14 protein-coding genes are annotated in these 14,370 nt (G+C 69.7%); 7 read left to right on the forward strand and 7 right to left on the reverse strand.

Going from position 1 to position 14,370, the window contains the following annotated elements; all coding sequences use genetic code 11:
• Nucleotides 1–122: 122 nt before the first annotated feature.
• From OG976_RS19275 to OG976_RS19290, 4 genes are read right to left on the reverse strand one after another with little or no spacing between them, the layout of a single operon-like run.
• Nucleotides 123–509: a holo-ACP synthase gene (locus OG976_RS19275; RefSeq protein WP_328352181.1), complete on the reverse strand. Its 387-nt coding sequence runs from the start codon at nucleotides 507–509 to the stop codon at nucleotides 123–125.
• Entirely contained in the window at nucleotides 506–2,887 is a 2,382-nt protein-coding gene (locus OG976_RS19280) for a glycoside hydrolase family 2 protein (RefSeq protein WP_328352184.1), read from the reverse strand. The genes OG976_RS19275 and OG976_RS19280 overlap by 4 nt, the downstream gene beginning before the upstream one ends.
• 2 nt (nucleotides 2,888–2,889) lie before the next feature.
• The gene (locus OG976_RS19285) at nucleotides 2,890–3,831 is read right to left on the reverse strand and encodes a DUF1839 family protein (protein WP_328352187.1); all 942 of its coding nucleotides are present in this window, start codon (nucleotides 3,829–3,831) and stop codon (nucleotides 2,890–2,892) included.
• Complete coding sequence (locus OG976_RS19290; protein ID WP_328352190.1) at nucleotides 3,828–4,073, reverse strand: acyl carrier protein; 246 nt, start codon at nucleotides 4,071–4,073, stop codon at nucleotides 3,828–3,830. The genes OG976_RS19285 and OG976_RS19290 overlap by 4 nt, the downstream gene beginning before the upstream one ends.
• Before the next feature lie 128 nt (nucleotides 4,074–4,201).
• Between OG976_RS19290 and OG976_RS19295 the strand changes: the two genes are divergently transcribed.
• The 3 genes from OG976_RS19295 to upp are packed head-to-tail and all read left to right on the forward strand — an operon-like array spanning nucleotide 4,202 to nucleotide 6,997.
• A complete protein-coding gene (locus OG976_RS19295) occupies nucleotides 4,202–5,368 on the forward strand; it encodes an acyl-CoA dehydrogenase family protein (protein WP_328352192.1) in 1,167 nt (388 codons plus the stop codon).
• A gap of 12 nt (nucleotides 5,369–5,380) precedes the next feature.
• Nucleotides 5,381–6,343 carry an amino acid--[acyl-carrier-protein] ligase gene (locus OG976_RS19300; protein WP_328352195.1) on the forward strand — a complete coding sequence of 321 codons (963 nt, stop codon included), beginning with the start codon at nucleotides 5,381–5,383 and terminating at the stop codon, nucleotides 6,341–6,343.
• A gap of 30 nt (nucleotides 6,344–6,373) precedes the next feature.
• On the forward strand, nucleotides 6,374–6,997 hold the full coding sequence (upp, locus tag OG976_RS19305) for a uracil phosphoribosyltransferase (RefSeq protein WP_328352198.1): 624 nt from the start codon (nucleotides 6,374–6,376) through the stop codon (nucleotides 6,995–6,997).
• Here upp and OG976_RS19310 read toward each other — a convergent pair whose 3' ends face one another.
• Nucleotides 6,998–8,611, reverse strand: a complete 1,614-nt coding sequence (locus tag OG976_RS19310) for a phospho-sugar mutase (protein ID WP_328352201.1) — start codon at nucleotides 8,609–8,611, stop codon at nucleotides 6,998–7,000. It abuts the gene before it with no gap.
• Nucleotides 8,608–9,060, reverse strand: coding sequence for a MarR family winged helix-turn-helix transcriptional regulator (locus OG976_RS19315; protein WP_328352204.1), 453 nt, complete (start codon nucleotides 9,058–9,060; stop codon nucleotides 8,608–8,610). The genes OG976_RS19310 and OG976_RS19315 overlap by 4 nt, the downstream gene beginning before the upstream one ends.
• Nucleotides 9,061–9,146: 86 nt before the next feature.
• On the opposite strand from OG976_RS19315, the gene OG976_RS19320 reads away from it, so the two are divergent.
• Nucleotides 9,147–10,259 carry an AbrB family transcriptional regulator gene (locus OG976_RS19320; RefSeq protein ID WP_328352207.1) on the forward strand — a complete coding sequence of 371 codons (1,113 nt, stop codon included), beginning with the start codon at nucleotides 9,147–9,149 and terminating at the stop codon, nucleotides 10,257–10,259.
• Here the strand turns inward: OG976_RS19320 and OG976_RS19325 are convergent.
• Nucleotides 10,178–10,963 (reverse strand): purine-nucleoside phosphorylase, encoded by a 786-nt coding sequence (locus OG976_RS19325; protein ID WP_328352210.1) that lies wholly within the window; start codon nucleotides 10,961–10,963, stop codon nucleotides 10,178–10,180. The two genes, OG976_RS19320 and OG976_RS19325, sit on opposite strands and share 82 nt — an antisense overlap.
• Before the next feature lie 37 nt (nucleotides 10,964–11,000).
• On the opposite strand from OG976_RS19325, the gene OG976_RS19330 reads away from it, so the two are divergent.
• The 3 genes from OG976_RS19330 to galE are packed head-to-tail and all read left to right on the forward strand — an operon-like array spanning nucleotide 11,001 to nucleotide 14,307.
• Nucleotides 11,001–12,185 (forward strand): M20 family metallopeptidase, encoded by a 1,185-nt coding sequence (locus OG976_RS19330; protein WP_328352213.1) that lies wholly within the window; start codon nucleotides 11,001–11,003, stop codon nucleotides 12,183–12,185.
• Complete coding sequence (locus OG976_RS19335) at nucleotides 12,182–13,354, forward strand: amidohydrolase (RefSeq protein WP_328352216.1); 1,173 nt, start codon at nucleotides 12,182–12,184, stop codon at nucleotides 13,352–13,354. The genes OG976_RS19330 and OG976_RS19335 overlap by 4 nt, the downstream gene beginning before the upstream one ends.
• Nucleotides 13,351–14,307, forward strand: coding sequence for a UDP-glucose 4-epimerase GalE (gene galE / locus OG976_RS19340; protein WP_328352219.1), 957 nt, complete (start codon nucleotides 13,351–13,353; stop codon nucleotides 14,305–14,307). Before OG976_RS19335 ends, galE begins: the two co-directional genes overlap by 4 nt.
• Nucleotides 14,308–14,370 lie beyond the last annotated feature (63 nt).

Consider the following 14,370-nt stretch of genomic DNA (forward strand, 5'->3'; position numbering starts at 1 on the left):
CAGGATAACTGTCTGCCAGCGTGGGCTCCTGGCGTGACGCCACATGCACGCGAAATAACGTTGTGTCGCAAGCGTTATCTCTTCGCGATACTTGCGGATGAAATTTGCCGAGTGGTCGTTCGTTAACTTGCTGGCAAGGGCGGGCACACGACGACCACGACGGCCATCGCGTGGCAGTCGGCGTGCGATAGCGAGACCTCGGTCTGGCGCCAGCCCTGTGCTCGGGCGCGAGCGGCGGTCGCCCCGGACAGATGCAGCGTCGGCGCCGATCCGGTGCTGCGGACCTCGATCTCCTGCAGCGGGAAGTGCGCGTCGGGCTCGCCGAAGACCTTGATGACGGCCTCCTTGGCGGCGAACCGGGCGGCGAGTCGTTCGGCCGATCCGGCGCAGTCATCGAGTTCTGCGGGGGTGAACACCCTTTGCAGGTAACGATCGCCGAACGTCGCCACCGACTCGGCGACCTCAGCCACGGCCACCACGTCACAGCCGACCCGGATCCCGTCGATCACCCAGGGACCTCGATCACGGCACGGGCGTACGAGTCGGGTGAACCGATCACGCCGGACGGCTGCGTGCCTGCCTCGGCGTCGAGTCGCACCCGGTAGGGGCGGCCCGCAGGCAGGTGGAAGTAGTTGTCCGACACCCGCCATCCTGGGGCGTCGATCGAGACGTAGCGCAGCGCGACGCCCGAGCTGATCTCCAGTTCCCAGGCCTCGTCGACCTGCTCGGCGACGGCCCGAAGACCGGTGTGGACCTGCAGGCCGCGCGGGTGGACGACGAGCGCGTCGCGCAGCATCTGGGCGGGCTCGCCCAGCCGCACCACGGCTTCGACGGCGTCGGCGGTGGGCGGCCCGAACCGGAAGGCATGCGGCAGGTCGCGGAACACCCCGGACAGCTGCGAGTCGACGAAGCTCAGCGAGGAGTGCGCAGGCACCTCGATGTCCCGATGCGCCTCGGCGACAAGTTGTCCGGTGGCGTCGGTGGCGGCCAGGGTGAGCTCGCCGCGTGCCGCGGTCGGGGCGTCGTTGTGGATGTCGACGCGGATACCGGACAGCCCGTCGTTGGAGAGCACCACCGACTGAGGAGCCCAGACCCGGCGCAGCGCCTGCAGCGCCGTCTTCGGCGCGCCGTCGACGTCGAGCAAACCCCACCCGGCACCGGGGCGGGCGTCCTTGCCGGCCAGGACCAGCGCGCCGCGGCAACCTGACTCGGTACGCCGCCAGAAGCCGAAGCACTGCAGCATCGCCTCGGCGATGGCCAGGCGGCCGAGGTCCAGATATCGCTCCGGATCGACCCGCCGGACCGCGGCCGGGTCTTCGCCGAACACCTCCCGGACGTAGAAGTCGCGGACGTCCTCGAAATCCCACGACGCACCGCGGTCACGGGGTACGCCGGCTTTCCACCGTGGGTCATGGCCGGCGACCGCGGCCGACCCGAAGTAGCGTTCGACGGCGGCGTTCGACGGCGGATTGGCGAATGCCAAGCATTCGGCGGCGAAGCGGACACCCGCGGTGCGCACGTCGGACACCGGGCGCAGATAGCCGCCCACCCCGAACCAGTGCGCGACACCGGTGTCCGGCCGGATCGCCAGGTCGTCGCCGCCCGGTGGTGGCGCCGGACTCGAGCGGACATAGGCAACTGCCGCCGTGCCGGCCAGTGCCTCGGGCAGGGCAACGTCGATCACGTCGATCGCGCGTGCGGCGTCGTCGAGTCCGAGCATCTCCGGTCGCTGCAGCGTCTCACTGCCGCCGCTGACGACGGCCAGGGCCGGATTACCAGAGACGGCCCGAAGGATCGTGGTGACCTCCTCGACGATCACCCCGGTCAGCTCGGCCGGGGGATCGAAGGTGGCCAGCATGGCGTCCTGCCACACCAGCACGCCGAGTTCGGCGCAGATCTCGAAGAACGCCGGTTGCTCGGGCACCAGCCCGCCGACGATCCGGATCATGTTCGCGCCGGCGTCGGCGAGGGTGCTGACCTGATCGCGCACCGTCGCGTCGTCCACGGTCAGCGCCACCGGGTCCGGCGGGAACCAGGTTGCGCCGCGGCAGAACACGTCGACCCCATTGACGCGCAGTCCGAAGCCGCCATCGGTCTCGAGGGCGGTCAGGGAGCGGAAGCCGAACGTGCGCTGCGCGATCTGCTCACCGTCGAGGCTCAGACGCAGCCGGTACAGCGGCTGCGCGCCGTAGCCGCGGGGCCACCACAGGTCGGGCTCGCCGACCGCAGCCCGGATGGAGAAGGCGTTGTCGGCGACGGTGGCGCGGCCGGCGGCGACCGCCTGGCCGTCGGGCCCGTCGATTGTGTACGTCAGCTCGGCGTCCGGCCCGCTGCCGGTGACCTCGACGGCCCCGCTGGCGGAGTCGGTGCCCACGACGACGTCGAACGCTGCGCGCTGCGCGGTGACGGTCACCGGCCGCCAGAAACCGATCGGGACGGGCACGTCGCCGTAAACCGGGGCGCGGCCCAACAGAGTGGTGCGCGCCCAGCGCAACCCGGGCGATCCGACCAGGCTCGATCGCCAGCGTCCCCGCGGGCGCCGGGTGGCCAGCCAGCCGTTGAGGGCGTGGAAGCACACCGCGATCTCGTGCTCACCGGGGTCCAGCGGCACCCGCACCGGCAGGAACATCGATACGCACTGTGCGGCCTGGCGCCCGTCGACGAACACCGTGGCCGGAAAGCTCAGCCCGGCGAACTCCACGACCACCGGCTCGGTGGCCTGCAGTGTGGTGCGGTGCCACCAGTCGTGGTCGTCGTCCACCGGGGCCAGCGTGGCGACCGGCGCAACACCGTCGAGTTCGAGGCCGCCCGACCACAGCTCGGCCAGTTCCTCCGGCGTTCCGAACTCGCCCGCCCCGCTGCGGACGACCTGCCACCGACCCAGCACCGTCAACCCACCGCGGCCGCTAGGGAGTCCATCGCGGTCTGCCAGTCGCGGGCCATCTCGGCCAGGCTTGCCGCCACGTCGACGGTCCGGCCGTTGGCCAGGCGGGCCATCTTGAACTGGACCGCCTTCGCGCCGGACGCCACAGCGCGAAATGGGGTCTCGGCGCGCGCGGCTCCCGGCCGGATGCCGTCGAGGTGGACGGCGAAGTCCGCCGCCAGCTCCGCGGTGGCGCCGCACTGCCGCAGGTTCGCGAACGCCCAACGATGAAACCGCGGCATCCCGGCTCCGGGCAGCCACTCGGCGGCCCCGCGCAGACCGTCGGCCAGTCGCTCGACCGGGTTGCCGTCCGGGCGCCGCGACAGATGCTCGGCGGCGATACGGACCACCGCGTCGGCCTCGCGGCGCTCGGGGTAACTGCGGATCGCCTCGATATAGGGGAGCAGTGCGCTCGACGTCTCGCCGAACACGCCGTCGAAGTCGTCGTCGCGCAACTCGTAGAGGCCCGCATTGTGCAGGTACCACATCAGCCTGCGGTCCCGGTCGACGCGGGTGGGCACGATCGTGGTCTTGACGTGCTCGGTCCGGTAGCTGGTGCCCGCGGTGTCAGGCAGCCACCAGCTGTCCACCTCCACGGTGTGCAGCACGGCGCGCGGCGGACCGGACTCGACGGTCTCCAGAACCGGCATCCAGACGTTCTCCTCGGTCACCTCGAGACCGTAGAGACGGCGGAGGTCTTCCGGCAGCGGTTTGAGGAACGACCAGTGCATCCCGTCGTGATCGGCCGACAGGGCGCTGGCGAAAGAGGGCACCGGGTCGTGCCCGAGCGCATGCAGCAACTCGATCCAGAGATCGAAGTAGCAATTCGTCTCCGGCCAGATTCGCTCGGGTGAATGCGTGAAGTGCGGCTGGTGGGTATCAGGCTCAGCGCAGACGGCGAGGCTCACACGGGTGATTCGGCGAGACTGCCCACGACGCGGGCGATGTTGGTCACCGACGCGAACGTCGACTTCTTCAGTGCCTCGTCGGGAAACTCGATATCGAATTCGTCTTCCAGCGCCAGCATGACGTTCACCGACGCGTGGGAGGTCAGCCCCAGCTTGTAGAGGTCGGCGTCGCTGTCGATGGTGTGGGGATCGACCGGCATGCGGCCATGTGCCGCGAGGACCTCACGAATCCGCTCCTGCATGCGCCTGCTCCCTGGATTGTTATCGCCATATTGTTCGCCATGCGATTCTCAGCAACATCTTAGCTGCCTGGTACCGTAGTCAAGAAGTGATGCGCGCCGATGCTGTTTCAGCTAACACGAGAGCCCCCATGGAAGACCGTCTTCTCGCCCCCGGGCCGGCCACCTCTGCCTCCCCCCAGCTATCTGCGGTGATCAAGGCGGCAGCCGCGGCGGCCGACGATGTCGACCGCAAGGCGCGGTTCCCCGCCGAGGCGGTGGAGGCGATGAGGGAGGCAAAGCTTCTCTCGGGTTCGCTCCCGGTGGCACTGGGCGGCGGGTCGGTTCGTATTGCGGAGTTAGCCAGCGCAGCCCGTGCGATCGGTGGGGCGTGCAGCTCGGCCGCGATGATCTTCGCCATGCACCACACCCAGGCGCTGACGCTGGCGCACCACGGCAGCACCGGGGAGATCGCCGAACTCACCGCGACGATCGCCGCCAGGGAAGCCCTGCTGGCCTCGGCGACGACCGAGATCTCCACCGGCGGTGATGTGCGGTCCTCGACATGCGCGGTGCGCGTCGACGGTGACTACGTCACGCTGGAGAAGAACGCGCCGGTGATCTCCTACGCCGAGCACGCCGACTACATCTGCGTCACCGCTCGCCGCGGACCCGACAGCCCCGCCAACGACCAGGTACTTCTGGTATGCCCGGCTGCCGACACGACGCTGGAGAAAACCAGCACCTGGGATGTGCTGGGATTTCGCGGCACCTGCAGTCCCGGGTTCCTGCTGGCGAGTAGGACATCGTCGAAAAATATTGTGCCGGTCGACTATTCGACCATCTCCGAGTACACGATGCTGCCTTCGTCGCACACGCTGTGGGCTTCGGTGTGGCTGGGTATCGCCGACGCGGCGCTGGGTAAGGCACGCCAGGTGATGCGCCAAGCCGCGCGCTCGGGACGTTCCGACCGCGGAGTCGGTGCCGCCAAACTGGCCGACCTGATCGGAGTGCACCAAGGCTTCGAGTCGCTGGTAATGCGAGAAGTGCAACGTTACGACCAATTTTTGCGGTCGGGCCAAACCGAGCCAACGGTCGGTTTTACCATTGCTATGAACAACCTGAAGCTGGGCGCTTCGGCTGCAGTTGTCGATGTGGTCGTCGGAGCGCTGCAACTGATCGGCATCAACGGCTACCGTGAGGACCACGAGGCCTCCATGAGCCGGCTGTTGCGGGACGCATTCGGCCCTCAGCTGATGGTGTCCAACGACCGGATCCGCGCGAACAACGCCCAGCTGGCGTTCGTACACCGGGGATGAAGAGGGGGAATCGTGAGCTCGACCAGTGAGGTTCTGGTCGACCCGTTGCAGCGGGCGCGTCAGCAATTCCATGCCGAGCTGGTCGACGCGGGCCTGTTGGTGCCGATGGGCATCGACGGCCTGTACGGGCGCGGCGGTGACTTCGAGCGGGTCGTGGACGGTATCGACGTCGCGGTCCGGCGCAAGGGTCAGCAGGTGCACGGCGAGCGCGCCAAGGTGCTCCGATTCCCGCCGGTGTTCTCCCGGGCCGCCTTCGAGAACACCGACTACATCGCGTCTTTCCCTAACCTGACGGGCGCCATCTCGACCTTCAGCGGCGACAACCGTGACCATCGCGCTCTGCTGGAGGACCGTGACGCCGGCCGTCCGTGGGACGGCCATCTGCATCCGGCCGGCACCATGCTCGTGCCTGCCGCCTGCCACCCCAGCTACTCGACGCTGCCGAAGGCTCTGCCCGACGGCGGGCAGCTCATGGACATCTACGGCTATTGCTTTCGGCACGAGCCGGCGATCGACCCCGCGCGCATGCAGGCGTTCCGGATGCACGAATTCGTGATCGTCGGGACCGCTGAGCAGGCCGAGACCCATCGTGACGCCTGGGTCGGGCACGGCATGGCGGTGCTCGAAGAACTCGGCCTGCAGGCGCAGGCCGTGCCGGCCAACGACCCGTTCTTCGGCCGGGTCGGCAAGATGCTGGCCGCCAACCAGCGCGACGAGGGCCTCAAGACCGAGCTGACGGTCCGGCTGTACGGCGACCTCGACGAGGGAACCGCGATCGTGTCGGCCAACTGCCACCGCGACCATTTCGGCGAGACGTTCGATCTGCGCACCGCCGACGGCGCCGTCGCCAACAGCGCCTGCGTCGGATTCGGAATGGAGCGCATCGCGCTGGCCTTGTTGCGCACGCACGGCCTGCGACCGGCGCAATGGCCCTCTTCGGTGCAGGCGGCGCTGGGCTGGCTCGACTTCGGCTAGCCAGCGCCGGGGCCACTACAGTCTCACCGCATGGACGTGACTGTCGTCGACCACCCACTGGCTTCCGCGCGGCTGAGTACGTTGCGCGACGAGCGCACCGACAATGCCGGCTTCCGGTCTGCGTTGCGCGACCTGACTCACATGCTCGTCTACGAGGCCACCAGGGATCTGCTCTGCGAGGAGATCACCATCACGACTCCGTTGACGGACACCGTCGGGGCGCGCCTGGCCCGGCCACCACTTCTGGTGCCCGTGCTGCGAGCCGGGCTGGGCATGGTGGACCAGGCGCACGCGCTGATCCCCGAGGCCAAGGTCGGGTTCGTTGGTGTCGCGCGGGACGAGAGCACACATCAGCCCACGCCCTACCTGGAGTCGCTGCCCGACGATCTGAGCACTCAGCCGGTGATGGTGCTCGACCCGATGCTGGCCACCGGCGGTTCGATGGCGCACACGATCGGCCTGCTGCACGGCCGCGGCGCCGTGGACATCACCGTGGTGTGCGTGGTGTGCGCGCCGGAAGGCATTGCGGCGCTGGAGAAAGCCGCCCCCGAGGCCAGGTTGTTCACCGCTGCGATCGACGACGGGCTCAACGACGTCGCCTACATCGTGCCGGGCCTCGGCGATGCCGGTGACCGTCAATTCGGGCCGCGCTGACTACCAGGTTCGCGCCGCGTCGAGAAGTTGCTGCTCGACGGCGCCAGCAGCCGTGCGCGCTGCGGCCAGGTCGCCGGTGACGGCTCGGCGAACTTCGGTGTAGCACTTGATCTTCGGTTCGGTTCCCGAGGGCCGGATCACCACCCGTACCGAGGTTTGCCCGCCGCCGCCGGCCAGGATGAGGGCATCGGTGCGCTGTTGGCCGCGGGCCTGCAGAAGATCGCTGGCGGTGACGGCAAAGCCGGCCAGTTCGGCGGGCGGGCTGGACCGCAGCCCGGCCATGATCGCAGCGGCTTGCGCCGGATCGCCGACCCGGCGCGACAGTGCGGCGGTGGTGTGTACGCCGTGCCGCAGCGCCAGTCGGTCCAGCGCATCGGAGACCGAATACCCTTGTGCAGCAAGCATAGTGATGAGATCGCAGGCGAGCACTGCGGCACTGATTCCATCCTTGTCGCGTACGGCGGCGGGGTCGACACAGTGGCCGATGGCCTCCTCGTAGGCGTAGACCAGGGTCGCACCGGCAACGGCGGCGTCAGCTCGGGCCAGCCACTTGAATCCCGTCAGGGTCTGCACGTGGTGGGCGCCGTAGTCGGCCGCGATCGCGGCCAGCAGTTGGGAGGAGACGATGCTGCTGGCGACGACGCTGCCGGCCCGATCGCCGGCCGGCAACGTCGAGAGGATGTAATCGCCGAGAAGCCAGCCTGTTTCATCGCCGGACAGCATCCGCCAGCCGGATGCGGTGGGTACACCGACGGCGCAGCGGTCGGCATCGGGATCCAGCGCGATCGCGATTCCCGCGCCAGTGCGCGCCGCCAGCTCCAGCAGGGCATCGGTGGCGCCGGGCTCTTCGGGATTGGGGAACGCCACCGTCGGGAAATCCGGGTCGGGCGCGAATTGACTTGCGACCGTGTGCACATCGTCGAACCCGGCCAGCGCCAGCGCGCGCAGTGCGAGCTCGCCGCCGACCCCGTGCATCGCCGTCAGTGCCACCGGCACCGATCCGGTTCCGCGGCGCACGCCGGCCGCGCATCGGACGTAGTCGTCGATCAGTTCGAAGCCCGCCGGGGTGACCGGTTGCCGGGGAATCTCGTCGGCGGGCGGAGCGCAGGCCGTGGCGGCCTCGATGTCCCGGTCGGTCGGCGAGATGATCTGCATGCCGCCGTCGAAGTAGACCTTGTAGCCGTTGTCGGCAGCCGGATTGTGTGAGGCGGTGATCTGCACACCGGCCGCGGCGCCGGTTCGACGGACCGCATAGGCGACCACCGGGGTGGGTACCGGATGCGGCAGGGCGATGACGGAAAATCCCTGGGCGGCAAGCACTTGCGCGGTCGCCTCGGCGAAGGCATCCGATCCGTGCCGGGCGTCGCGGCCCACCACCACCGTCGATCCGCCGAGGCAGCGGTCGCGCAACACCGCGGCCACCGCCCAGCTGGCCCGCGTCACCACCGCCACGTTCATCGCGTCGGGTCCGCCACGGACCGGCCCGCGCAGCCCGGCGGTGCCGAAGGTCAGCGGCCGGGCGAACCGCGCGGCGAGCTCGTCGGCGTCGCAGCCGGCCAACTCGGCGGCGGTGACCGGGTCGGGATCGTGGGCGATCCATTCCTCGGGTGTCACGGCACTGATTGTGCCCCGTGGTCGGCGTCGGCCAGCTTGCGCAATACCGGCGCGGTCAGCATCAGCAGGTTGAACTCGAGGTCGGTCAGGTGTTCGCGCATCGCGTCGGACAGCCAGGCGTCGCGCTGGGCCCGGTCTCGGGTCAGCAGGTCGAGCCCGGTCGCGGTGAGTTCGATCAGCTGGCGGCGGCGATCGTTGTCGTCGGGGCGCCGGGAGATCAGCCCCCGTGACTCCAGTTCGTTGATGCTGTCGGTCAGCGACTGCACCCGGACCTGAAGGCGGGCTGCCATCTCGGCGGGGGTGGTGGTGACGGCCCGGTTGATGTCGCCGAGCAACTCGAGCTGGCTCAGCGTCAGCCCGTTGTCGGGACGGTGCCGGCGCAGCTGGCGGGCCAGCGCCATCATGGCCTCCCGGAGCTCGGTGGCCGGGGCTGAGGCGTCATTGCTCATATGCCAAGTTATACCTTGGTATCCGCTGCGTCTCACCACGAAACACCGGGTTAGCGACGATGAGAATGCAAGTCTATACTTGCTATATGCGATGGGTTCTGCTGGTTCTGGTGACGATCGGTGTCACGGTGCCGCTCGACCTGCTCGGAGTGCCGTCGGCGGCCCTGTTCGCCGCGCTGCTCGTCGGCGTGGGGCTGGCGATCGCTCGGCTCGCGCCTGCCGGCGTACCGCGGAAAGCGGGTCTGGCCGCCCAGGGCATCCTCGGTGTCTACATCGGCACGATGGTGCACTCCGACGCACTCGGTGCGCTCGGGCCGCACTGGCCGGTGGTCGTCGCACTGAGCCTGGTGACCCTGCTGCTGAGCATCGGGGCCGGGGTGCTGCTCGGCCTGCGCCGCGACGTCAGTGCGCTGACCGGAGCCCTGGCACTGGTGGCCGGGGGCGCGTCGGGTCTGGTGGCCATCGCCCGGGAACTCGGTGGTGACGACCGGATCGTGGCCGTCGTGCAGTACCTGCGCGTCGCGGTGATCACCGCGACGATGCCGCTCGTCGTGACGCTGGTGTTCCGCGCCGAACGCTCCGCGGTGTCCGGTGCGCCGGTGCAGAACCAGTCGGCGCCGTGGTACGCCAGCATCGCGATGCTGGCCGGCCTGGTGCTCGTCGGCTCGGTGGTGGCGCGGCTGGTGCGGCTGCCCGGGGCCGGGCTGCTGGGCCCGATGGCCCTGACCATCGCGGTGGAACTCGGCGGGGTGTCGTTCGGGCTCGCGGTGCCCGTCCTTCTCGTCCAGGTGTCCTACATGGTGATCGGCTGGCAGGCCGGGGTGGCCTTCACCCGCGAGTCGTTGCACGCCATCGAACGCCTGCTGCCCGCCGCACTGGGCCTGATCGTGCTGCTGAACGTGGCGACCGCCGGCCTGGGTGTGGCACTGGCGAAGCTCACCGGGGTGAGCATGCTCGACGGCTACCTGGCGACCAGCCCGGGCGGTATCTACGCGGTGCTCGCGACGGCCGTGGAAACCGGATCCAATGTCACATTCATCGTCGCCGCGCAGGTGCTGCGGGTGCTGCTGATGCTGTTCGCCGCACCGATGATGGCCCGCGGTTATGCCCGGCTGGCTCAGAGGCGGGCCAGCACCGAGGCCAGCAGCGAGCCCATCTTGCTCGCCGAGGCCCGCCCGGCGGCCAGCACCTCGGCGTGACTGAGCGGCTCGCCGGTCATCCCGGCGGCCAGATTCGTCACCAGCGACAGTCCCAGTACCTCGGCGCCCGCCGCCCGCGCGGCGATCGTCTCGTGCACCGTCGACATCCCCACCAGGTCGGCGCCCAGCGTCCGCAGCATCCGGATCTCCGCGGGCGTCTCGTAGTGCGGCCCGGGCAGCCCCGCATAGACGCCCTCGGCCAGTGCCGGGTCCACGGCGCGGGCCAGTGCCCGCAGCCGCGGGGAGTACGCGTCGACGAGGTCGACGAAATGCGCCCCGACCAGCGGTGAGCGCGCCGTCAGGTTGAGGTGGTCGCTGATCAGCACCGGCTGGCCCACCTGGTACTCCTCGCGCAACCCGCCCGCGGCGTTGGTCAGCACGACGACCTCGGCGCCCGCTGCCCGCGCGGTGCGCACCGGGTGCACGACGTCGCACAGGTCGTGGCCCTCGTAGGCGTGAATCCGGCCGAGCAGGACCAGCACGTTGTGGGATCCGATGGGGATCGACAGCACCCGCCCGCGGTGCCCGAGCGCCGAGGGTGGGATGAATCCGGGAAGTCCAGACATCGGGACCTCGGCGGCGGGCGTGCCGAGCGCGTCGGCCGCTGGAGCCCAGCCCGAGCCCAGGATGACGGCGACGTCGTGGCGCGGCACCGAGGTGTGCTCGGCGATCACCGCTGCGGCGTGCTCGGCGTCTGGACTCACAGCCTGCGAGCCTAGTCCGCAATGCGATACTGCGGGGATGCCTACGCTGACTGCGTCGACCCGGGTCGAGGACGTCGTCGGTGCGTGTCGTGGCGACCTGATCGAGTTGTCGCACTCGATCCATGCCGAGCCTGAGCTGGCGTTCGACGAGCACCGCAGCGCTGCGAAGGCCCAAGCCCTGGTAGCCGAGCGCGGGTTCGCGATCAGCGCGGCAGCCGGTGGACTGAACACGGCGTTTCGCGCCGACTACGGAAGCGGCCCGCTGGTCATCGGGATCTGCGCGGAATACGACGCGCTTCCCGGGATCGGGCACGCCTGCGGGCACAACATCATCGCCGCCGCCGCGGTGGGAGCGGCGCTGGCGCTGGCCGAGGTCGCCGACGACCTCGGGCTCACCGTCGCCCTGATCGGGACGCCCGCCGAGGAGTCCGGCGGAGGCAAGGCACTGCTGATCGACGCCGGCCTGTTCGACGACGTCGTCGCCTCCGCGATGATCCACCCGGGTCCGATCGATATCGCGGCCGCCCGGTCGCTGTCGCTCTCGGAGGTGACGGTGACCTACACCGGCCGCGAGTCGCATGCCGCCGTGGCGCCGTATCTGGGAGTCAACGCCGCCGACGCGGTGACGGTCGCGCAGGTGGCGATCGGGCTGCTGCGCCAGCAGATGGCGCCCGGCCAGATGGCTCACGGCATCGTCACCGAAGGCGGAGCGGCCACCAACATCATCCCGGGGCGGGCCCGCCTGCAGTACACGATGCGGGCCGCCGACGGCGCGTCGCGGCTGGCGCTCGAGGACAAGATGCGGGGTTGTTTTGCCGCCGGCGCGCTGGCCACCGGCTGCGAGTACTCGATCGTCGAGGCCGCGCCGGCCTACGCCGAACTCAAGCCGGATGCCTGGCTGGCCGAGGTGTTCCGCGACGAGATGGTCCGATTCGGACGCCAGCCCGTTCCCCCCGATGTCGAGGCCGCGCTCCCGCTGGGCTCCACCGACATGGGTAACGTCACTCAACTGCTGCCCGGCATCCACCCGGTGGTCGGCATCGAGGCCGGCGGTGCGGTCATTCACCAGCCCGGTTTCACCGCGGCTGCCGCCGGGCCCAGCGCTGACCGGGCCGTCGCCGAAGGGGCAATCATGTTGGCGCGCACAATAGTTCGCTTGGCACAGACACCGTCCGAACGAGACCGGGTGCTGGAATTGCAGCAACGGCGGGTTCGCGCATGAGCCTCGCCGACAGCGCCGAGTCCTGGCTTGCCGCCCACTTCGACGATCTGGTCGAGTGGCGTCGCCACATCCACCGCAATCCGGAGCTGGGCCGTCAGGAGTTCGCCACCACCCAGTTCGTCGCCGAGCGCCTCGTCGATGCCGGACTCAACCCGAAGGTGCTGCCCGGCGGGACCGGACTGACGTGTGACTTCGGCCCCGAGCATGCCCCGCGGATCGCGCTGCGCGCCGATATGGACGCCCTGCCGATGGCCGAACGGACCGGCGCGCCGTACTCGTCGACCGTGCCGAACGTGGCGCACGCATGCGGTCACGACGCGCACACCGCCATGCTGCTCGGCGCCGCGACCGCACTGGCCGCGGTGCCTGAACTGCCGGTCGGTGTGCGGCTGCTCTTCCAGCCCGCCGAGGAGTTGATGCCCGGCGGTGCCCTCGACGCGATCGCCGCCGGCGCGCTGAGCGGGGTGTCGCGGATCTTCGCCCTGCACTGCGATCCTCGGCTGGCTGTCGGCCGGGTGGCGATCATCCCCGGGCCGATCACGTCGGCGGCCGATTCGATCGAGATCACGCTGCACTCGCCCGGTGGGCACACCTCGCGTCCGCATCTGACCTCGGACCTGGTCTACGGAATGGGCACGCTGATCACCGGACTGCCCGGGGTGCTGTCCCGGCGCATCGACCCGCGGCACAGCACGGTGATGGTGTGGGGTGCGGCCAATGCCGGGGTGGCGGCCAACGCGATTCCGCAGACCGGCACGCTGGCCGGTACCGTGCGCACCGCCAGCCGGGAAACCTGGGTGGGCATGGAAGATCTTGTGCACGAGATTGTTTCGGGTCTGCTGGCGCCGCTGGGCATCGAGCATTCGCTGCGATACCACCGCGGCGTGCCGCCAGTGGTCAACGAGGAGCGGTCCACCCAGATCATGACGCACGCCATCGAGGCCGTCGACCCCGAAGCGCTGGCCGACACCCGCCAATCCGGTGGGGGCGAGGACTTCTCCTGGTACCTCGAAGAGGTGCCCGGTGCGATGGCGCGGCTCGGGGTGTGGGGCGGCGAGGGCCCGCAACTCGACCTGCACCAGCCGACCTTCGACCTCGATGAGCGAGCACTGGCGGTGGGCGTGCGGGTGCTGGTGAACGTCATCGAGCAGTCGGGGGATTTCGAGTGAAACTTCTCGTCACCGGCGGAGCCGGATACGTCGGAAGCGTCTGTGCCGCGGTGCTACTCGAAGAGGGCCACGAGGTGGTGGTGGTCGACGACCTGTCGACCGGCAACGCCGACGCGGTACCCCGGGGTGCGCAGTTCGTGCAGGCCGACATGGTCGAGGCCGCGCCGGGGCTGCTCGGCGACGGATCCTTCGACGGGGTACTGCATTTCGCCGCCAAGTCGCTCGTGGGTGAGTCGGTGGTGTCCCCGGAGCTGTACTGGTTCGGCAACGTCGTCAAGACGCTGCAGCTGCTGGAGGCGATGCGCGCCGCCGGGACGCCGCGGCTGGTGTTCTCCTCGACGGCGGCGACCTACGGTGAGCCTGAGTCGGTGCCCATCACCGAGGACTCGCCCACCCGGCCGACCAACGCCTACGGCGCCACCAAGCTCGCCATCGACCACGCGATCACCTCGTATGCCGCGGCGCACGGCCTGGCCGCCACCAGCTTGCGCTACTTCAACGTCGCCGGGGCCTACGGCGGGCTGGGGGAGCGCCACGCCACCGAGACACACTTGATCCCGCTGGTGCTGCAGGTCGCGACCGGCGCCCGCGACGAGATCCTGGTCTTCGGCACCGACTGGCCGACTCCTGACGGCACCTGCATCCGCGACTACATCCATGTGCGTGACCTGGCCGACGCGCATGTCCTGGCTTTGCAGACCGCCCAGCCCGGCTCGCACCGGATCTACAACCTCGGTAACGGCACCGGCTTCTCGGTGCGTGAGGTCATCGCGTGCTGCGAGCGGGTGGTCGGCAAGCCGATCGCCGCGCGTGACGTCGAGCGGCGCGCCGGTGACCCGGCGGTGCTGATCGCCTCCAGCGAGAAGGCCGTCACCGAACTCGGCTGGCAGCCCAAGCACACCGGTCTCGACGAGATCGTCTCCGACGCTTGGGAGTTCACCCGCTCGCGCTGACCGCGAGCGTGCGTGTCGGTACGAGGACACGCCGCAGCAGCGGGCATTTCACGCACGCTCGCT

Source organism: Mycobacterium sp. NBC_00419 (genome assembly GCF_036023875.1).
Lineage (GTDB): Bacteria > Actinomycetota > Actinomycetes > Mycobacteriales > Mycobacteriaceae > Mycobacterium.